The 20,625-nt window shown below is 48.0% G+C and carries 19 protein-coding genes and 1 tRNA gene; 6 read left to right on the forward strand and 14 right to left on the reverse strand.

Annotation, left to right across the window (positions count from 1 at the left end; all coding sequences use genetic code 11):
* From Q0V82_RS04035 to yihA, 6 genes are all read right to left on the reverse strand, one after another.
* The coding region (locus tag Q0V82_RS04035; protein ID WP_297572932.1) for an Hpt domain-containing protein at positions 1-3,089 on the reverse strand (3,089 nt) is incomplete at its 3' end.
* A gap of 46 nt (positions 3,090-3,135) precedes the next feature.
* Positions 3,136-5,319 carry a methyl-accepting chemotaxis protein gene (locus Q0V82_RS04040; protein WP_297572933.1) on the reverse strand — a complete coding sequence of 728 codons (2,184 nt, stop codon included), beginning with the start codon at positions 5,317-5,319 and terminating at the stop codon, positions 3,136-3,138.
* A gap of 38 nt (positions 5,320-5,357) precedes the next feature.
* Positions 5,358-5,885 (reverse strand): chemotaxis protein CheW, encoded by a 528-nt coding sequence (locus tag Q0V82_RS04045; protein WP_297572935.1) that lies wholly within the window; start codon positions 5,883-5,885, stop codon positions 5,358-5,360.
* 23 nt (positions 5,886-5,908) lie between these two features.
* Positions 5,909-6,271, reverse strand: a complete 363-nt coding sequence (locus tag Q0V82_RS04050) for a PleD family two-component system response regulator (RefSeq protein WP_173532919.1) — start codon at positions 6,269-6,271, stop codon at positions 5,909-5,911.
* A gap of 25 nt (positions 6,272-6,296) precedes the next feature.
* On the reverse strand, positions 6,297-6,680 hold the full coding sequence (gene pilG / locus Q0V82_RS04055) for a twitching motility response regulator PilG (protein ID WP_297572938.1): 384 nt from the start codon (positions 6,678-6,680) through the stop codon (positions 6,297-6,299).
* Positions 6,681-7,011: 331 nt separating this feature from the next.
* Positions 7,012-7,650: a ribosome biogenesis GTP-binding protein YihA/YsxC gene (yihA, locus tag Q0V82_RS04060; protein ID WP_297572939.1), complete on the reverse strand. Its 639-nt coding sequence runs from the start codon at positions 7,648-7,650 to the stop codon at positions 7,012-7,014.
* A 108-nt stretch (positions 7,651-7,758) separates the two neighbouring features.
* On the opposite strand from yihA, the gene Q0V82_RS04065 reads away from it, so the two are divergent.
* The 5 genes from Q0V82_RS04065 to Q0V82_RS04085 all read left to right on the forward strand — a co-directional run bounded on the left by Q0V82_RS04065 (position 7,759) and on the right by Q0V82_RS04085 (position 12,808).
* Entirely contained in the window at positions 7,759-8,373 is a 615-nt protein-coding gene (locus Q0V82_RS04065) for a cytochrome c (RefSeq protein ID WP_297572940.1), read from the forward strand.
* 66 nt (positions 8,374-8,439) lie between these two features.
* Positions 8,440-10,476 (forward strand): cytochrome c biogenesis protein ResB, encoded by a 2,037-nt coding sequence (locus Q0V82_RS04070; RefSeq protein WP_297572941.1) that lies wholly within the window; start codon positions 8,440-8,442, stop codon positions 10,474-10,476.
* Between the two features lie 10 nt (positions 10,477-10,486).
* Positions 10,487-11,614, forward strand: coding sequence for a c-type cytochrome biogenesis protein CcsB (gene ccsB, locus Q0V82_RS04075; protein ID WP_297572943.1), 1,128 nt, complete (start codon positions 10,487-10,489; stop codon positions 11,612-11,614).
* A gap of 102 nt (positions 11,615-11,716) precedes the next feature.
* Complete coding sequence (locus Q0V82_RS04080) at positions 11,717-11,974, forward strand: hypothetical protein (RefSeq protein ID WP_288842367.1); 258 nt, start codon at positions 11,717-11,719, stop codon at positions 11,972-11,974.
* A gap of 303 nt (positions 11,975-12,277) precedes the next feature.
* Entirely contained in the window at positions 12,278-12,808 is a 531-nt protein-coding gene (locus Q0V82_RS04085) for a hypothetical protein (protein ID WP_297572945.1), read from the forward strand.
* Here the strand turns inward: Q0V82_RS04085 and Q0V82_RS04090 are convergent.
* The 8 genes from Q0V82_RS04090 to Q0V82_RS04125 all read right to left on the reverse strand — a co-directional run bounded on the left by Q0V82_RS04090 (position 12,786) and on the right by Q0V82_RS04125 (position 19,647).
* Positions 12,786-13,862 carry a GTP-binding protein gene (locus Q0V82_RS04090; RefSeq protein ID WP_297572947.1) on the reverse strand — a complete coding sequence of 359 codons (1,077 nt, stop codon included), beginning with the start codon at positions 13,860-13,862 and terminating at the stop codon, positions 12,786-12,788. The two genes, Q0V82_RS04085 and Q0V82_RS04090, sit on opposite strands and share 23 nt — an antisense overlap.
* Before the next feature lie 60 nt (positions 13,863-13,922).
* Positions 13,923-14,537 (reverse strand): aminoacyl-tRNA hydrolase, encoded by a 615-nt coding sequence (gene pth, locus Q0V82_RS04095; protein ID WP_297572949.1) that lies wholly within the window; start codon positions 14,535-14,537, stop codon positions 13,923-13,925.
* Between the two features lie 123 nt (positions 14,538-14,660).
* Positions 14,661-15,239, reverse strand: a complete 579-nt coding sequence (locus tag Q0V82_RS04100; protein ID WP_297572951.1) for a 50S ribosomal protein L25/general stress protein Ctc — start codon at positions 15,237-15,239, stop codon at positions 14,661-14,663.
* 115 nt (positions 15,240-15,354) lie between these two features.
* Positions 15,355-16,305 (reverse strand): ribose-phosphate pyrophosphokinase, encoded by a 951-nt coding sequence (locus tag Q0V82_RS04105; RefSeq protein WP_173532908.1) that lies wholly within the window; start codon positions 16,303-16,305, stop codon positions 15,355-15,357.
* A gap of 63 nt (positions 16,306-16,368) precedes the next feature.
* Positions 16,369-16,445 (reverse strand) — tRNA-Gln (locus Q0V82_RS04110).
* 20 nt (positions 16,446-16,465) lie between these two features.
* The gene (gene ispE / locus Q0V82_RS04115) at positions 16,466-17,326 is read right to left on the reverse strand and encodes a 4-(cytidine 5'-diphospho)-2-C-methyl-D-erythritol kinase (RefSeq protein ID WP_297572954.1); all 861 of its coding nucleotides are present in this window, start codon (positions 17,324-17,326) and stop codon (positions 16,466-16,468) included.
* Positions 17,323-17,898 (reverse strand): lipoprotein insertase outer membrane protein LolB, encoded by a 576-nt coding sequence (gene lolB, locus Q0V82_RS04120; protein WP_297572956.1) that lies wholly within the window; start codon positions 17,896-17,898, stop codon positions 17,323-17,325. Before lolB ends, ispE begins: the two co-directional genes overlap by 4 nt.
* Positions 17,899-19,647, reverse strand: coding sequence for a tetratricopeptide repeat protein (locus tag Q0V82_RS04125; RefSeq protein WP_297572958.1), 1,749 nt, complete (start codon positions 19,645-19,647; stop codon positions 17,899-17,901).
* A 121-nt stretch (positions 19,648-19,768) separates the two neighbouring features.
* On the opposite strand from Q0V82_RS04125, the gene mutM reads away from it, so the two are divergent.
* On the forward strand, positions 19,769-20,584 hold the full coding sequence (mutM, locus tag Q0V82_RS04130) for a bifunctional DNA-formamidopyrimidine glycosylase/DNA-(apurinic or apyrimidinic site) lyase (protein WP_297572959.1): 816 nt from the start codon (positions 19,769-19,771) through the stop codon (positions 20,582-20,584).
* The last annotated feature ends 41 nt before the right edge of the window (positions 20,585-20,625 follow it).

Below are 20,625 nucleotides of genomic sequence, written 5' to 3' on the forward strand. Positions count from 1 at the left end.
GTTTCCGTTTCCGTTTCCGTTTCCGTTTCCGTTTCCGTTTCCGTTTCCGTTTCCGGCAGAGTATCTTCAGCCAAGATTAAATCGAGCAAGGGTAAATCTGAGTCGATTAATTCAGCGGATAAATCCGCAGCAAAATCAGCCCCCACCAAAAGAGCATCAATCGGCTCATCCAGATGGTTTTCTACCAACGCTGGCATGGCCGTCGCAGCGCCCACCGCATCGCTCGCCAAAGCGAATGGCGCGACTTCCATACTCAAATCTGGCGATGTACTCGCCTCAAGTTCGCGATGACGTTCATCGCCAATGAGATCAAGTGCCGGTAGATCCAAGAGCGGAGCTTCGATGCTTGCTGCGGTTTGAGTTGCGATGCGCTCGGGCCATGATTCAGCCAGTAATGGCGTCGTCACGGCGGCATCCAATGCTATCGGCAGCACGTCGTCCAATGCATCAAGATCCAATAAATCGGCGTGATCGCTCAGCTCGATCTCATCGGACAGCGTGTGCAGGGCCACTAAGCGGGCAATTAAATCTGCTGCGGTGCATGGCGCTTGCTCAGCAAAAATATCTTGCAACATGCCATCGAGCATTTGCACGGCATCGGCAAATAATGGCACTTGCTCGCGATTAATTTGCGCGCCATTTTGCAAAGCATGTTCTAGGGCGTATGCCAGCTCACCTTGAGGTCTAAAGCCCGCTGTAGAGGCAATCCCCCCTAGGGTATGGGCGGCCAGTACAAATTGAGATTCAACCTCTCCCGACTCGGCGAGGACTTCTACGCCGCGCGATAAAGCCAGCAAATATTTACGCGCCTCTTCACAGAAAATCGCAAATAAGGTGGCAGAGACGGATACTTGGCCAATTTGAATATCGGCAGCGGGGGCCATATCCATTGCAATGGCCGTTTCAGGTAATGACGCTGGCCCTTTCTCTGGTAGATCCGCTTCATGACGTAGCGCCAATGCTTCGGCCTCAATCGCCGCTGACTCAACAGCCACAACGCCAGTTTTTTGTAATTGATCCACCCAAGCAACGAAAGCTTGATGCGTAAAGTCGAGTAAGGCCAATAAACGCGGTGAGGCGGGCTTATCCAATTGCAGCCATTTATTGAGTAATTGCTCAATTGACCAAGCCACTTCACCCAATTGATGCAAACCGACCATCCGGCCACTGCCTTTAAGCGTATGAAAGCTGCGGCGTATGGTGGTGAATGCCTCTCTGTCTTGCGAGTTGTGGTGCAATACGGCTTGCTGGATTTCAATGGTCGCCAGCACCTCAAGCGCTTCTTCTAAATAAATTTCCAGTAATTCGGCATCCATTGCCGCTTCTGACGTTGGCAAAGTCACTTCAATTGGCGCAGGCGCAGCTGTTGGCAAAGCCAACTCGGGTGTCGCGAGCTCTGGCTCGGCTTCCAATGCAATGCGTTCATCCACCTCGGCCGGTGCTGCAGTGCGACCGGTTAAGCGCAATAATAGCGGCAACAGTGCCGCCTCATCATCTCGCTCTTGTGCCAAATCATTGACATAAAAACCCAAGGCCGACAAGGCTTCAGCCAATTCTTCCAATTGATGCAACTCTGGATTGGCGTCATGACTTGCGTGCTGAATAATTCTTTGCAAACACTCATGGCTTAGTTCAACCGCAGTTTGCCGCTCCAGCATCATCAGTGCACCTTGCACTTGACGCAGCATGGGCTCAATCTCATTGAGCGCTTGTCGCTCGTTTGGATCGCGGAAAAAACCATCCAAGATGTCTTCAATGCCTTGCAAATTACTGTGCATTTCTATCGCTAAATGCGACAACAGCAAACGATCTTGTGCTTCTCGGCTCACTTCATCTAAGTGGGGTAATTCATTCTCCGCACTCGGATCAATTAAACGCAGCAATAAAGTGTCTACTTGCTCGATAAAGTCATCGGCCTGACTCGGATAAATAGCGAGCGCATTGTCAGCGAGCAATAAGCCCGTCGCCACTTCAAGCGCTAAATCTTGACTCAACGAGCCTTGCATCACGGCAGCCAACAAACCTTGCCATAAGGCATCTAGGCCATGAATCTGAAGTTGACTGGATTTTTGCGCCAATTGCTGCAGCAAATTTTTAACCGTGCTGGCTTTGTCTAATTGCCCAGCAGCCACTCGCGACCAAGACTCTTTGGCAATGCTTAATTCTTCTCGCAAACTACGCGCCAATTGCTCGGCAGCCATGCTTTCTGGCGACATAATCGTTTGCGCGTTTGGAAATAAATCGGCCAAGGCAAAAGATTGCGCCAAACGCTGCGCGAGGGCGCTATCACAATCGAGCTGTGGCAATAGATACAAAATATCGCGAAATAGCCGCTCAGCGACTTTGCTTGAGCCTTCAGCTAAACGCCGAATTTGGAGGTTAAGCCGTAATACAAGCTGCTGTGGATCAAGATCTAACTCGGCACGATTGCTGCTTAAACCATCCACCACGGCAGCCGCAGCCCACCAAAAATGTCGCGGCAAGCTAGTAGTTTGATATTTAGCCAGCTCAGCCAAACTGGCGGCCATCACCGGTCCAACTTCTTTTTGCCCTTGCACCCAACGCAGTAATGCACGCTCATAACGGCGACGTTGCTGCTTCACAATGCTGCTCATTTCTGCGGCGGAGGCGTGCTTTTGCGGCAAGCCCGCTGGCATGCTTAAAATAAGTTGCGGGAAAAATAGCTCGGCACCCGAGGTACTCGCGCCACGTAATTGCGCTAATTCACCAAAAGTGGGCAGTAAGGCCAGTGGAACATTGGGCATCCCTATCGTTAAACGATTGAGATACTGGCCAATTTCTTCGATCGCCCGTAATGCCAATGGCACGCCGACCGCATCATGCTGGCCTTGTTCCAGCAAGAGCAGCACTTGCTCAATTTCATCACAAAAGCGCGCTAAACCAGTCAATTCAACTAGATCGAGCGCGCCATAAGCTTGATGCAAATGCGTTTTGGCGTGTTTTAAGACTGCGGTATCTTTGTTGCTGCGGTATTGCTCAAGTGCATCACTGGCACGCGCCAAGGTGCTATCAATTTCAGCCTTGACCCACAACAAAGAGCCCTTATCAAATTCAGTATGCACACTCATGGCAGGGCCCCATGAAGAAGACCGGCCGGGCCGGTCTGGAGATTAATTAAGACAGTTTGAAACCAGAAACCGATGCTTTTAGTTCTGCAGCTAGGCCCGTTAACTGCCCCACTGCAATCGCCGACTGCTGAGTACCTGCGGTGGTTTGCTCAGTAATCGACAAAATATCGCGCATCGTGTTACTCACTTTGCTCGCCAATCGGGTTTGATCTTCGGTTTCATGCGCGATAGAGCTAATCAAGCGGGCCAGTTCACGCGAAACTTTACCGATCTCTGACAAAGCACTACCTGCAGCATCAGACAACTTAGCCCCTTCAACCACACCTTGAGTCGACAATTCCATCGCCGCCACCGCATCGTGCGTATCGGCCTGAATGGTTTTTACAATCGCGCCAATTTGCTTGGTCGCCTCGCCTGAACGTTCAGCCAAACGCTGAACTTCTTCGGCAACCACCGAGAAACCACGACCGGCCTCACCCGCAGCTGCGGCCTGAATCGCCGCATTCAATGCCAAGACGTTGGTTTGCTCAGTAATGTCGGAAATCAATTCAACGATTTCGCCAATTTCTTGTGACGATTCACCCAAGCGTTTAATACGTTTGGCGGTTTCTTGAATCTGCTCGCGAATCTCACCCATACCTTGAATTTGATTATTTACCGCCTCAGCACCCGATTCTGCCGCCGCCAATGAAGATTGCGCCACCGTTGCTGATTCGGCAGCGGTACTGGATACACCCTGAATTGAACTCACAATTTGCGCCACATTATAATTTGTGGTTTCAATTTCTTTCGACTGTCGTTCTGCCGCAGATAATAATTCAGTTGAAATACTTTGCGCTTGTGCCGATGAGGCATTTACTTTCTCTGTTGCGCGGTTAATACCGGTAATCAGATTACGTAATTCTTCAATGGTAAAGTTAATTGAATCGGCAATCGCGCCAGTTAAATCTTCCGTTACCGAAGCACGAATCGTTAAGTCACCATCGGCCAAATCACCCATTTCATTGAGCAAACGTAAAATTGCGTCCTGATTTTTACGGTTTTCAGCTTCCGAAGCCAAACGACGTTTCACCGATTCTTGATTAAAGACTCGAACTAATAATAAGAGTGAAGCGAGTGCAATAAAAATAAACGCCGCTTCTACCGCAGCAATAATCATACCGCCGACTGAATTATGATACTGATCAGCCAATGCTTGACTATCGGTTAATAATTTTTCTGAATCACGAACAATCGCTTGATTGGCCAATCGGGTATTCACCAAAGGCTGCATGTTTTTAGAAAACGCACTCACCACCACTTGAAAGTCTTTAAATAAAACTGAAATTTGTTCCAGTTTATCCACCATCTCGGTCGTAGAAACCGGGCGAATATTTAGCTCTGGATTACCGTCGATAAAAGATTTCACAATCTCATTAAATGTAGAAACATCTTTACCCAGCAAAAAGACCACTTCTGGATTAATTAGCTCACTGGCCAACATTGCATTGGCATTTTTTGAGGTTCTTTGCGACAACATCGCCAATTGATTGGCGTAATCTAATTCACGTAAAGTACCACCACCATCGGCAAGTAAAGAAGCAAATTGCTGAGTCAATTCCAGCAATTTTGCATCATTACTATTAATCCCCTCTACGCTCTGACCAATTGACATCAATGCGGTTTTTTGTTTCAAAATCGTATCAACAGTAGGTCGACTTGGATTAGGCCGAAATGAGGTATTCCATACGGTATCAATTTTGGCTAATTGCTCCGCGCCCGACACTTGAAATAAATTCCAAGCGTTACGTGTATTCATGAGGGTATTTAAATCGTCATTAAAATTATTATACGATTCATTAAGAATTTTAAAGGCGTCTGCATCACCACGAATCGCTTGGGTCGATGCGCGAGCAATTCGTTGCGACAACATTTGCATTTCAGTTGCAGTGGCTTGGTTACTGGCATTAATGCTGCTAGAGCGAAATGACAGAAATGCCGTTACTGCAAATAAAATAATCGCCAAAACCATGGTCAGCAAAAAAATTGCCATTTGCTGCCGAGCAGGCAAATGACCAATCAATGGCGTTGGTTTGAGCGCTTTAAGGTCATCCCCTTCGGGTAAACGAATTTTATCTAGAAACCAAGTGGTTCTAGATGGATCGAATGCTTTTTTGCTTTCGCTTTGCTGCGATTTTCCTGCCGTATCGCTACCTGAAAACAAGCCTCTGATGCGCTCCATCACTGCCATGATACCTCCCACGCCACCCCTGAGTGACTTTTGATTTTTTATGCAATACCTGTCTGCAAAAATGCAGCTTCATTGACTAATTTCACGACATCTAGCACTCGCCAAACCTGACCAGCCGCATCTTTATATTGCCCCCCCTCCCATGCGGCAGCGCTAGCATCCAAAGGCAAAGCCTCTAAATCAGACAAATGCTTTAAACCCAACATTTTATTAACCAAGACCGAGGCGTGCGGCAGATGGCGCGATGGCAAAAGCACCAAGCGTGCCAGTTGAGTAAAACCTTGATGAGACTGACCAAAAAAAGCCGGCAAATCAACAACACTGACTAAATTACCACGAATATTGGCAACACCCTTAAACCATGAGTGCGCTAATGGCACACCAGCAATCGTCGGCACTGGCATTACTTCTGACACATCACCGAGATCGACCAACCAATGATCATTACCAATTTGCAGGCCCAACCGTACATCAACCTGTGCCACCGTCGTGGCGCTCTGTAAGCGCTGCATCACGCCTTGCTGATAGTCACGCAGGCTTACCCTTTCGCTTTTTCTTTTTGCCATCGTACGCCCTCAGTGATCAAGCCTTATAGGGCGGCGATTTTATTGAGTAACTCTTGTGGGTCGACCGGTTTTACCACGTACTCAGTTGCACCTTGGCGTTTTGCCCACACCATATCGGTTTCTTGGTTTTTTGAAGTGCACATAATGATTGGAATATTTTTCGTTGGCTCATCACGCGAAATGGTGCGTGTGGCTTGAAAACCATTCATTCCCGGCATCACCACGTCCATTAAAATCAAATCCGGCATGATCTCTTTAGTGCGGCTCACCGCTTCTTCACCGGACTCTAAAGTAATGATTTGAAATCCATTTTTGGTGAGTAATTCACCCAGAAAATGACGCTCGGTTGGCGAGTCATCAACAATCAGAATCTTTTTGATCGTCATAATAAATTAAGTCCATTAGTTTCAATTAAGTTGCGCTTGAGTAAGTGCCTACAGCAGCCAATAGGCTGTCTTTGGTAAACGGCTTAGTTAAATACTCATCAGATCCCACCATGCGGCCACGCGCTCGATCAAACAAGCCATCTTTTGATGAAAGCATCACGACAGGGGTAGATTTAAAACGCGGATTTTTTTTAATTAAGGCGCAAGTTTGATAGCCATCTAAACGCGGCATCATGACATCGACAAAAATGACATCAGGGTTGTGGTCTGTAATTTTGGCTAAAGCATCAAATCCATCTTCAGCCAAAATAACAGTGCAACCAGCTTGCCCCAAAAATATTTCAGCACTGCGTCGAATCGTATTGCTGTCATCGATAACCATGACCTTAATACCAGCAAGACTAGACATTCGTGAATCCTCATGACTGGCTCACAACGAAAAATTCGTGTCAGACTCAGCGCGAACAAATAGTACACCGATGAGCAGGTGAACTGATAAACAGTTTATACGTAGAGGAAAATCATAAGGGCGTGACTGATATTAGACAAGGCTAATAGCGTGAGGTGTTGGCATTTGCAGCCATTTTTGCAGTGAAACTGACAAAAAAAGAAACCCCGACCTAAATAAAACCAGATCGGGGCCATATAGATGCTTCGAATCAACGAAGCCCCGCTCAGGGAGGAAAAGCGGGAGGTGCAGGGGCGCACCTGTAATTAGGATAGTTTCTCAATCGCAAACATCAAGAATTTGATTCGCCACCGGTCGGGTCAAGCTCGGTTCTGAGCTCTAATGCTGCGGCAAACCAAGTACCAACGACTTGTTCAACTTCATCGACACCTTGTTTTTTAAGGCTTGAAAATAGCTGAACAGTAATCATGGCGTCATCAGCAAATTCTGCTTTTACTTTGCGCAGCACTAATGCTTTTTCTTGATTATTTAATTTATCTGACTTGGTGAGTATGCAATGAATCGGCTTTCCGGTTGGGCGAAACCAACTGAGCATATTACGATCCAAATCAGTCAGTGGCCGACGGCTATCCATAATCAGCACTAAGCCAATTAAATTATCGCGATGCGATAAATACTGTGCCAGCAAACCTTGCCAGTGCTTACGAATTCGCTCAGGCACATCAGCATAACCATATCCGGGTAAATCGACTAAACGTCGTTCATTACCAAAATCAAAATAATTAATATGCTGAGTACGCCCAGGCGTTTTTGATACATAGGCTAGACGCGTAATATTCGCGAGTGTATTAATTGCGCTAGATTTACCCGCATTTGAACGGCCAGCGAAAGCAACTTCGACCCCTTCATGAGGTAAAGTCTTTAAATCATTTACAGTAGTGAGGAACTGCAAGCCTTGAAATAGGGACATCTGTGGGTGCCATTGTGGTTTGTATCGGAGTCTTGCTATAGAATACCAGTATTTGAACGATTATCGTCGGCACCTTAGACTGACGTACTCCAACACGGGAGCGGATTTATGCGCAGCATGTCTGTTGCAGTGAGCATTGCAGCACTTTTGATGATATCACCCGCCGCGATTTCGGCGATTGTTAAAGGCGATCCAAGCAAAGGCAAAGTCATCGCTGACCAAGTCTGCGCGGCCTGTCATGGCGTAGATGGAAATAGCGTAGCGAGCGCAAATCCAAACTTAGCTGGACAACATCCAGAATATATCATTAAACAGTTGCAAGAATTTAAAAGTCAAAAGCGTAAAAATGCCATTATGCTTGGCATGGCAACGCCATTAACTGCGGCAGATATGGCCAATGTTGCGGCTTACTATAGCCAGCAAACACCGAAAGCAATTGGCGCATCTGACAAGGCTTTAGTTGACGCTGGGCAAAAAATCTACCGAGGTGGCATTGCCGCCAAAAACGTACCAGCCTGTATGGCTTGCCATGGCCCTTCTGGCGCGGGGATTCCTGTTCAATATCCACTTGTCAGCAGCCAGCATGCTGGCTATACCGCTGCCCAACTTAAAGCCTTCCGTGACGGTCAGCGTGATAACAATGTCCCAATGATGGAAATCGCAGCCAAGCTCTCTGATGCTGAAATCAAAGCCGTTGCAGAATATATCCAATCAATTCACTAAGCGTTAATTGGAACTCATTTCGATTTACGCGTACTAAAGGGGGCGATTCGCCCCTTTTTTGATTTTATGATGACCTCAAATACACACACCTTCCGCCGCGCCCTCTTTGATTTATTATCATCGATGCGTTTTGCAATTAGTTTATTAACACTACTTGCGATTGCCTCAATTATTGGTACCGTGCTCAAGCAAAATGAGCCTTATGTTAATTATCGTGTTGAGTTTGGGGATTTTTGGTTTAGCATTTTTGAACCACTTGGCTTATTCGATGTTTATCATTCGATCTGGTTTTTGCTTATTTTAGCATTTTTGGTTTTTTCAACCTGCCTGTGTATTTGGCGACATTTTCCGGGTGTCATGCGGGAAATACGTAGTTACCGTGACAAAGCCAGCGCCAATTCTTTGCGTTTAATGTCGCATCATCACGAAATCAATCAGCCACTCGAACAAGAACAAGTTTGCCAACATCTCACTGAGCATGGTTATCGCTACCGATTGCGAATCGACGGTGATGCGACCTTAATTGCCGCTAAAAAAGGCAGTTGGCAGCGGCTGGGGTATTTATTTACCCACTCTGCCATTGTGGTTATTTGTATTGGCGGTTTAATGGACGGCAATTTACCATTAAAAGTCATGGAAATGCTGAACATTAAAACCGCAGAAACGCGCAATGTGCCGCAAAGTCAAATTCCTGAAATGTCCCGCCTCGCGTCAAATAATTTGTCTTTCCGTGGCAATGTGAGTTTAAGTGAGGGTAGCTCTGCCAGCGTGGTATTTCTTAATTCTGGCAATGGCTATTTTGTTCAAGAATTACCTTTTATTTTAAAACTGAATAAATTTCATATTGAACATTATTCAACCGGTATGCCTAAATTGTTTGCCAGTGATATTGATGTGCTGGATATTAAAACTGGCAAAGTCATTCAAAGTGGCACCATTAAAGTGAACCATCCTTTAGTTGTGGATGGCGTTGCTATTTATCAAGCCAGCTTTGGCGATGGCGGTTCTGGACTTGAGTTTGTGCAATGGGATTTATTGAGCAATGCCAAATCCAAATTGGCGGCTCAATCGCAAACCGAACTTGCGCTCACGGCAGGCCAAGCCAATTACCGCCTCGAAATTGGCGATCTACGTCCCTTTAATATTGAAACCCTAGATAAAACCGCGACGACGGGTGACACCTCCGCCGTTGCCGTTTCGCCACTGCAAACCGCGTTAGCATCTGCGCAATCGGTGCAAGGCGATCGGAACGTGCGTAATTTAGGGCCAACGATTCAATTTAAAGTGCGGGATGATCGTGGGCAAGCGGTTGAATATCAGAACTATATGCAGCCGTTTATAGAAAATGACAGCAGCTATTTCATTACAGGTATGCGCCGAGAAGTCGCTTCAGCATTTGCATTTACACGTATACCTCTAGATCAAGATATGCAACTTGATGCTTTTATGCGCTTTAGATCGACGATTTTAAATGAACATTTACATGCTGATATTACGAAAAGAACTGCGGCCAAAGCCTTAAAAGCTGGCGGTGTTTCCGCGAGTGGCGAGGCGCAGTTTGCTGAAATTGCTGAGGGCGTGTTGTTTCAATTTAGCCAAGGCGGTTTCCCGGCGATTGAAAGCTTCTTAGAGAAAAAAGTACCGCAGGCTGAGCGCCAAGTGGTCGCGCAAACTTACCTTAAAATACTGCAAAGTGCCGCAATCGATGCGATGGAGCTAGCCCAAGCGCAAGCGGGCCTGCCAGTCACGCCAACCGATAATATGCAGTATCGCTTTTTGATGGATAGTTTGGTCGCCACCAGCAGTTTGTTTGATTACGGCTCACCGGCTATTTTGCAACTCACCGGCTTTAACGAGGTGAAATCGAGTGGTTTTCAACTCACCCGCTCGCCCGGTAAAAACGTAGTCTATTTAGGCTCTTTGTTGTTAATCATCGGAATTTTCTGCATGTTTTATATTCGAGAAAATCGTCTATGGATCAGAATTAGTCCGCATTCAACCTTGATCGCCATGAGTAGCAATCGCAAAACCGACGATTTAAATCGTGAGTTTGCCGCCCATATCGAGCACCTTGCACCAAACCAGCAACAAGCCCCACTTTGAGAGCCTTTGTATGAATTCGCTAAGTTTGAAAAATCGCCGTTTTAATACTGCTGATGTGCTGTTTACGCTGTTTATCGTGGTAACAGCCTTGGTTTCGTGGCAGAAATACCACAGCTTTCTCGACTATTATGAGCAGGGTATTTTAATTGGCTCCGTCGCCGGTTTGTGTTGGTTTGGCTGGTTTTGGCCGGCGATGCGGGTGTTCTTTCCCGTGTGCGGCATTATTGCGCTCGGTGCCATTGAGCTCTATGCCGGTGACTTAAGCCGTGGGCAAACTGAGTTTTGGCTGAAGTATCTACTCTCGAGTCAATCGGCAGTGATGTGGATGTGCGTGCTGTTTTTCCTGGCCACCATCCTGTATTGGATTGGTTTATTACGCCAATCGGCCACCGCACTGAGTATTGCTTCGGGCTTAACATGGGCTGCGGCTGGCGCAGCGATGATTTCAAAACTGGTTCGCTGGTATGAAAGCTATTTAATCGGAGCCGATGTCGGGCATATTCCGGTCTCCAATTTATATGAAGTCTTCATCCTATTTTGCTTGATGACGGCTTTAATGTATCTGTATTACGAAGCGCAATTTGCCGCCAAAACCATGGGCGCTTTTGTGCTCTTGGTGATTTCTGCGGCAGTGGGTTTTATTATTTGGTACTCACTCGATCGCCAAGCGCATGAGATTCAACCGCTGATTCCTGCGCTGCAATCGTGGTGGATGAAAATCCACGTCCCGGCCAATTTTGTCGGTTATGGCAGTTTTGCGATTGCCTCAATGCTGGGTGTCGCGCAACTACTCTCTGCTCGCGGCATTCTCACGAATAAGCTACCCAGTTACGACACCTTGGGCGAGGTAATGTACAAGGCGATTGCCGTCGGATTTTTGTTTTTTACCATCGCCACCGTACTCGGTGCGATGTGGGCTGCAGATGCTTGGGGTGGATACTGGAGCTGGGATCCAAAAGAAACTTGGGCGCTGATCGTTTGGCTCAATTATGCCGCTTGGTTACACGTTCGTTTAATCAAAGGCTGGCGAGGTGATATTTTGGCGTGGTGGGCGGTTATTGGGCTGTTTGTTACTACGTTTGCCTTTATCGGCGTCAATATGTTTTTATCCGGGCTGCACTCTTACGGCGGGCTCTAAATAACGACAGATTAAAAGCCGCTCATCTTATGGGCGGCTTTTTTTATTGCACTGCAACCATGACAAGGTCTTGAATGAATAAACACATTCTGCGAGGTCACCATGGAAAGCACTTTTTATGAAAAAACCGCCGCTGGCATTAGCGAAATCAGCACACGTAGCCAGCAGCTTAATTTTAAAGAGCGGCAACTGCTGATCTTGATCGACGGCAAAATCAGTGTTGCGGCGCTCACTCAACTGATGCCGCTGGCTGATCTACTCCTGAGGCTAGAAAAACTACAAATGGCGGGCATGATTACATGCTCAGTGGCCAAACAAGGCAAAAAGACCGCATTCACCGAAAAATCTTTAGACCCATAGCAAAACCGCATGACAAGCAGAGGTTTTAGTTCAAAAAGTTGCCGCTTTACAACACTTATTAGCCTGCCATTTCATTTGATTTTCGATCAAAACGCGTTTCAATCGGGCCGCAAGCTCAGTTCAAAATAAGCCCTAAAGCATTAAAATCTAAGTCATTTATGCCATCAAGAATCAATATTCAACAACGGATCACGCCCCTAAGCATGATCCATCGCAGGATAAATTTTCAATCACAAGGCGTATACCCGATACCATTAGATTCTAATTATATGTAAGCTGAGGAAAAGGTATACCGAGGTAGTAATGAATCACAATTCTATTTTCAGCAAAACCGACGCGGGCTTTAGCGAAGTCAAAACCCGTAGCCCAGGCTTTCCGATTCGATTGCGACAACTGTTAATCATGATCGATGGCCAGAAACGCGTTGAAGAGCTACTCGCATTACAGCCCGATGGCAATGAGCTGCAAAAACAATTACAGCAATTGATGGATTTACATCTCATTCTTGAGCACGCCGGTTACGCAAGCCATACGCCGTCAGCGCCTATACCGCCATCACCAGCCACACAATCCATTGCTAGCGCAACACCGGCGAGCCGAACACTACCTAGCGCGAGTGCCAGACTCAAAATTCGCCGCATCATCCATATGACCGACCAAGCGTATTTATCCAATAAGCTTGAATTTATGCTGAGCGATGTATTTGACGCGCTAAGCAGCTACGACGAGCTACAATTTTGCATTGATCGCTGGCAAAAAGCCTTAAAAGAAGCTGGCCACCGCGATATGGCCGAGGCTTATCTCTATCAAGTTAAAGCGGCGATGGCGAGCTAATGAGTGTTGCCAGCAAAGCTTGCTGCAACGGTTGCCAATCGGGTGCTGGATCGCTCTGCACAATCACCTCAAAACGACTATCACGCCGATAAGCCGCAGGCGCGGCACTGGTCATGCTGTCGACCCAATCCAAGCGATACCAATCGCGCTCAGTATGAAAAATTCCTTTAGCGCGAGTCAGCCCCTGCAGATTTAAATCACTATTTTGCGACAGTGCCGTCAATAAATCCGCCACCTTGCGACTACTAAAAACCACTTCCGGCGGGAAAATCCAGCCACAGCTATGCGAGCCTAGGCTCGATTGCATTTTACAAATGGGCCAGCTCGTCACTTCGGCCTCCATATCAGTCGATTTGCTGACGACTGAGGAATGGATTTGCTGACTCGAAGTGTAGCGCCCCACTTGGGCATGCGCGCCCGAATGCTGCACCGGCCAACGCTCAGGGTGTAACTCTAAATCAAGTAAGCCAAGGTCAAACTGCCCCTTAATCGCCCGCGTAATGGCCAGCTTAGGCGGAAAGAAAGCCGCAGCCATCGCCTCAGCGCGCACAATTTGCGCTTCATCGGCCACATCGCACTTATTATTCACCAAGACATCGGCCAATTGCAACTGATCGCGCCAAGTTTCGTGCGAGTAATAACGCGAATCTTCCAACTGCCGAGGATCGAGCAAGCACACCACCGCCCGCACTTCAAAAGCGCTAGCGAGCATCGGATCACGTAGCAAATCAATAATACCCGCTGGATGTCCCAAGCCAGAAGGCTCAATCAATAAGCGATCTGGACGTATACCCCTTGCCAACTTCCCCAGAGTTACCCGCAGCATCGGGCTGGTGGTACAGCAGATACAACCGCCGGGCACTTCGGCCACTTGCAAGCCATCGCCAGCGCTCGACAACGTCGCACCATCAATGCCGACCTCGCCAAATTCATTCACGACAATCGCCCAATATTCATCGGCCGGCTTTTGTGCCAGCAAATTCATCAATGCCGTGGTTTTACCAACCCCTAAAAAGCCGGTGATTAAATTAACGGGGATTACGCTGCTTGTCATGAAATTTATCCATAGGTATATAGCCCAAAGCCATTCTGCACATTATTCAGAATGAAATACTTAACTTTTCGTTGGCTCTGGCTTATGTTCACGCTTTTTTGAATCGTCAGTATGCAAGATGCTCATTGCAGCACCTGTTTCGCCAACCACGATCTTTGGCATCACCAGCAAAGACTTATTAATGGCATCATCGATCAAGTCTTGTTCTTCACGCCGTGGTGGCTTGAGCACAAAATTGGCGACTTCATTTTTATTACCCGGGTGGCCGATCCCTAGGCGCAAACGCCAAAAATCAGCCGTCGATAGATGAGACTGAATGTCTTTTAAGCCATTATGTCCACCATTACCCCCGCCTTTTTTCAGCTTCACTAAGCCCGGAGCAATATCGAGTTCATCGTGGACGACTAAAATTTCATCCGGCATGATTTTATAAAACTGCGCCAATGCCACCACCGCCAAACCGCTGCGATTCATAAAAGTTTGCGGCTGCAATAACCAAACATCGTGATTAGCGATTTTAACTTTGCCACACAGCCCATGAAATTTGCTGTCGTGGCGTAAAAAACTCTGTCCATCACGTGCTAAAAAATCGAGTAACCAAAATCCGGCATTATGCCGCGTTGCCGCATATTCACCACCCGGATTACCCAAACCTACGATTAACTTAATCGCCATCTTATTTTCCTCAGTCTCGAGTACACAATCACGACCAGACTCAGTACACCACACCAATCAATCTTGAGTAGACATAAAAAAAACCCGCTGAATCAGCGGGTTTGATGAACTGCGAAGGTTAAATTAACCTTTAGCGCCGTTCAACATAGAAACGGCCAAGTCAGCATCGCGAAGTAACGATACTAATTGAACGCCTTCTGGCAATACGATGTCAGATAAGTGAACTGACAAGTTACCCACTGCCAATTTAGACTGGTCAACAGTAATGAATTCAGGCAGTTTCGAAGCAACGCAACGAACCATAACTTCTTTCAATACATTGCTGATCGCGCCGCCTTGCATTTTAACGCCGAGGCAAACATCGCCATCAACGAAGTGCAATGGCACACGCAATTCAACAACAGACTCAGCGCTAACGCGTTGGAAGTCGATGTGTAGAACTTGTTGTTTGAACGGATGGTATTGAACAGCACGAACCAAAACTTGTTCCGCAGCACCGTCATCAACCGACAATTGGATCAATGCAGTGTGGAATTTTTCGTCTTGCAATGTGTAATACATGCTGTTGTGATCCAAGTTGATCGCAACGGCTTCAGCAGCACCACCGTAAACGATACCTGGCAATTTGCCGGCTTTACGCAGGCGGCGGCTCGCACCAGTGCCCTGCTGTGCGCGGCTTGTAGCTTTTAATTCAAAAGTCATTGTCATACTCCAGTACAGATAAAAACATCAGCCCCCCGCGACCAGAGAAGCTGATGATTCGAGGGAAAATCCCTCTGAATTCTTGCTGGTTTACCGAGGCAAACCCGATGGTGCATCAATCAACGAATAGACTAGAAACCGATTCTTCGTTATTGATACGGCGCATCGTCTCTGCCAGTAAACCGGCAATCGACACCACACGAACACGGCCGCTGGCTTGACCCAATTCGCTAACTGGGATGGTGTCAGTAACAACCACTTCATCCAGTTCAGATTGCATGATGCGATCGACAGCAGCACCAGAAAACACCGCATGCGTGGCATACGCCATTACACGATTAGCACCGAATTTTTTCAACGCTTCAGCGGCTTTACACAATGTATTGGCGGTATCGATCATGTCGTCGATAATCACGCAATCGCGGCCTTTCACATCACCGATGATGTGCATCACTTCGGCCACATTGGCTTTTGGACGACGCTTATCAATAATCGCCATATCTACACCAAGCTGTTTGGCCATTGCGCGAGCGCGCAATACACCACCCACATCGGGCGATACAATCATCAGGTTTTCGTAATTTTTGGCGCGGATATCAGCTAGCAACACCGGAGTGGAATAAATATTATCCACTGGGATATCAAAAAAGCCTTGAATTTGGTCAGCATGAACATCGACAGTCAATACACGATCAACGCCAGCGACTTGCAACATATTGGCAATCACTTTAGCCGAAATCGGTACCCGCGCCGAACGCGGACGACGATCTTGGCGAGCATAACCAAAATAAGGTATCGCTGCCGTAATTCGACCTGCTGAAGCGCGTTTTAGCGCATCGACCATCAACATCATTTCCATGATGTTGTCGTTCGTCGGTACGCATGTCGATTGCAACACAAACACATCACGACCGCGAACATTTTCCAGTAACTCAACGGTAACTTCACCATCAGAGAAACGGCCAACGGTAGCGCGTCCTAATGAGATATCCAGATGATTTACTACACGTTCAGCAAGGCGAGGGTTAGCGTTGCCGGTAAATACCATGAGGCTGTCGTAAGCCATTTCCAAATCCTGAAAAAACGAAAAGCGTGTAATTAATATAATTACACGCTTTCTTTTTATAGGTGGCAGGGGAAGAAGGATTCGAACCTTCGCATGCTGGAATCAAAATCCAGTGCCTTAACCAACTTGGCGACTCCCCTAGCGATTTTTTGCTAATGAATTACTTAGCGTACTCGTATAACGGATGACGATCTAACGTTGAGACGACCAATCCGCTGATACTTTCAAGAAGGCCGGATAATACAGCATCTGCAGCAGCTTGTGAAGGCATTTCTACAAATACACAACTACCTGATCCGGTCATTCTCGCATCACCAAACGGCTTTAATAAAGCCAGCTGCTCAGCGATCTCTGGGTATTGACGAACAGCGCACGCTTGCAAATCATTACGTGTAACTGCCTCTTCAAGGTCGCCAACTTTAATAGAGGGGCTGTTTCTTGTCAAGAGAGGGTCTTTAAAAATTTCAGGGGTAGAAACATGCACCGGGGGGTGCAAAATCACAAAATAACGCGGTGGCGTTGCAATCGCCGTCATGATTTCGCCTATCCCTTCAACAAAAGCATTTTGCCCAAAAATAAAGAACGGCACATCCGCGCCTAAACGCAAACCGAGGGTCATTAAATCGGCGCGTGAATAATCTAATTGCCATAGCTGATTTAAAGCCAATAAAACTGTCGCCGCATCGGAGCTGCCGCCGCCAACCCCTCCCCCCATAGGCAGACGCTTATCGACCCGAATATCCACCCCCCAATCCGATGCCTTCGGCTGCAATAAGCGCGCGGCACGCACCGTTAAATCTAATTCAGCAGGTACGCCTGGCAAAGGATTGTGGTGAACGATTTGTCCGTCGTGGCGCAGTCGTAACCAGATCGTATCGTGCGCATCAATCAGCTGAAACACCGATTGCAATAAATGATAGCCATCCTGACGACGACCAATGAGATGCAAAAACAAGTTCAATTTGGCGGGGGCAGGAAAAGCCGCAAAACCCTGCTCATCCACAATAGGGGTAAAACTCATGGCGCAGCATGACTCCATTCTTTAATCATCACTAAAATTCGCAAATCGTCACGCGTCAGCTCGACCCGATACGGCCAATTCCCAGCCCGATAATCACTGGGGCGAATCCGCCAGCCAGACTGTTCAAAATCATCGGCACCACGGGTAAAAGGTTGTTTCGGATCAGGCAGTCCACGCAGCCACCAGCGCATTCCGGATACCGGCATCACTAAACCCGTCACTTGCGCCAAAAGCGCTTCGGGTTGCTCGGCCACATCCATCGTTGCGCCATGTTGCAGTTGTGCCGCGACAATCTCGCCAGCTTGATACTGAATCGTCAATTGGGCCAAGGTATTGCCCAATGGCGACGACAACGACAACACATCCCGCTGCGGGCTCGCCACCCAATCAAACAAAGCCGTATTGGCTTGATTTTGACTGCGTATATTCACTCGACCCTGTGCCGCAAAGCCCTCGCTGGGTGGCTTTAACGGCACTTGCACACAAGCCGACAGCAAAAACACCGCCAACAACAGGCCAGCAAGCGAACGAAAATGCACTGGCAACGCCAGCTGTTTAGCCAATGTCAGCACTTACCAGCCCATCTTCTGGCGCAGCGCGAGCAAACTCTCATCACTCGGTTCAAGCAAAATGGCCGCATTGATCACCGTCATCGCCTGCTTTTTATCGCCCTTTTGCCAAAGTACTTCGGCATAATGCGCGGCGATTTCAGGGTCGGGCAATTGGGCATAAGCACGTTTTAACAATTCGGCCGCTTCGTTTAGCTTGCCTTGCTTAAAGCGCAGCCAGCCCATACTGTCGAGCACCACTGGATTATTTGGTTCTTTGTCCATGGCCTGACTCAGATAGGTATCTGCCTCTGCGTAACGATCAGTGCGGTTTGCAAGGATATACCCAAGTGCATTCAAGCCATGAATATGCCCAGGATTGAGCTGCAAGTAATAGCGTAAATCGGCTTCTGCTGCGGGAATATCCCCGGCCAAATCCAGATATAAAGAACGATCATAATAAAGCTCAGCCGCACTCGGATGGCGCTTGATCGCGGCATTCATCACCGCAACGGCCTGAGTAAAGTTTTTGCGTTCACGCCAAACTTGCGCTTCGATTTGTGCTTTATTGATTTGCTCACTGAGCGACGCGACCGGCAACGCCGCTAAGGCCGCATCGGCAGTTTTTTGCTCGCCAATTCGGGCGTATAAACGCGGCAAGCGCGCCTGTACTCGCTCAGCTTGCGCATCAGGTACTTGCAAATACCATTGAATGGCATCACGTTCACGATGCTGCTGTTCGGCAATTTGTCCCAAATAAACCGCCAATTGCGGCGTGATTTTTGGATTTAACGCCACCGCTTGCTCAAGATAACGCTGCGCACGTTCTAAATCATGCAGCTCCAGCGCGATCAAGCCAGCACCAATTAAAGCCTCAATTTGCTGCGGATCACGATTCAAAACGGCTTCGTATTGCTGCTGTGCGGCAGGATAATTTTGCCCCTCGGCCATATTGCGCGCTTGCGCCAAAGTAATCGCTGTCGACATCGGGTTGGCTTTGGCCGCTTCTTGTAATAATTTAGTCAGCGCCGGGTCTTTTTTGCCCGAGAGCAGTTGCGCCTTATACAGTACTGCGGGCTCCCACGAAGCACGCGAACTCAACGCCTGCTCTAGCTCGGCCAAAGCTTGTGCGTCATCCGCCGCATTGCTATACGCCACCGCACGTGCAAACCGCGCTTCAGGCATAGGCAAAAAGCCCGCCGTTAATTGCTCTGTGACGGCAACAACGGCGGCGCGATCACTGTTTTTATCCCACAACTGGTGCATTTGCATAAAAAACGGTGCCATTTCTGCCGATTTGGCATTCAGCAGTACGCGTAAATGCGGCTCAACTTGATCGACTCGTTTACTGCGAATCAATAAGCCCACCAAAATTTGTCGTGCCTGAATCGAGTTAGGCGCGCCAGCCACCCACAATAGTGCGGCGTCTTGCGCCACCACCAACTGCCCGGCGGACAAAGCCAATTGCGTTGCGCGTTGCGCGGCGCGCGGATCTTGCGTGCGCTGCGCCAAATCCAACCAAGCCTGCGCCGCCAAAGCCGAATTGCCGCGCTGGGCGGCAATATCGCCAACCAAAAAGCGCATCATCAATTCGTCGCTCAGCTCAATTTTTGGCAAAATACTCGGATCAAAACCATCTAATCGTTCAGGCTCGGAGGCCGACTCAGCCGCTGAGCCACTTGAATTGGCCGCTGGATTGGCAGACGTCAGCGCCGCGCATCCTGACAGACCGGCAAGGAAAACCGCAATCAATGAATAAGAGCGCAAGGACATAGTCAGTTCCAAGATTTGAAAGATTAAGACGCGATATTAGGTAAACTGGGGGCGAAAGTCCAAACTCGCAAGTACAGCACACCGCTATACCGCATAGATTCGCTTTAATCGAGCCCACACCATGCCAGAATTACCCGAAGTAGAAACCACTCGCCGTGGTATTCATGATCATTTACTCAATGCCAAAGTCAGCGAACTGATCGTGCGTAACGGCCGCTTACGCTGGCCCGTTCCTGCTGATTTAGCCAGCCTGATTGGTGGCCAGACTATTCACAGCATAGGTCGGCGCGCCAAATATTTGCTACTGGGATTTGAGCACGGCACGCTGATTATTCATTTGGGCATGTCAGGTAGCTTACGCATTCTCACCGAAGCGTATCCAGCAGAAAAACACGATCACATCGATTTGATTTTGGATAACGGCAAAAGACTAAGGTATCACGATCCACGCCGCTTTGGTTCTTGGCTGTGGTGCGATACCCCAGTTGATGAGCATTCATTACTCAAATCACTTGGGCCAGAGCCGCTGTCTGATGCTTTTGATGCGCTGGCTCTACAACAAAAAATCGGCCAACGCCGCACTGCGATCAAGCAACTGATCATGGACAATCATGTTGTGGTTGGCGTTGGCAATATCTATGCCTCTGAATCGCTGTTTCGCGCCAAAATTCACCCCACTCGCCCCGGGCAAAGCTTAAGCGCTGAAGAACGATTGCGCTTAGTCGCTGCCATAAAAGAAACACTTCATGAAGCGATTGCTGCAGGCGGCAGCACTTTAAAGGATTATGTCGATAGTGAGGGGAAAAACGGCTATTTCATGCTCAATAGCTACGTTTATGGCCGAACAGGCCAGCCGTGTCGACTTTGCGGCAGTCTGATCAACACCCTACGCCAAGGCCAACGCGCCACGTTTTATTGCAACAACTGCCAGCTCTGATAAATCTCTGGTAAGTCACGCCCAGCAATTCTAATATATTA

Source organism: uncultured Deefgea sp. (genome assembly GCF_947072475.1).
Taxonomy (GTDB): domain Bacteria; phylum Pseudomonadota; class Gammaproteobacteria; order Burkholderiales; family Chitinibacteraceae; genus Deefgea.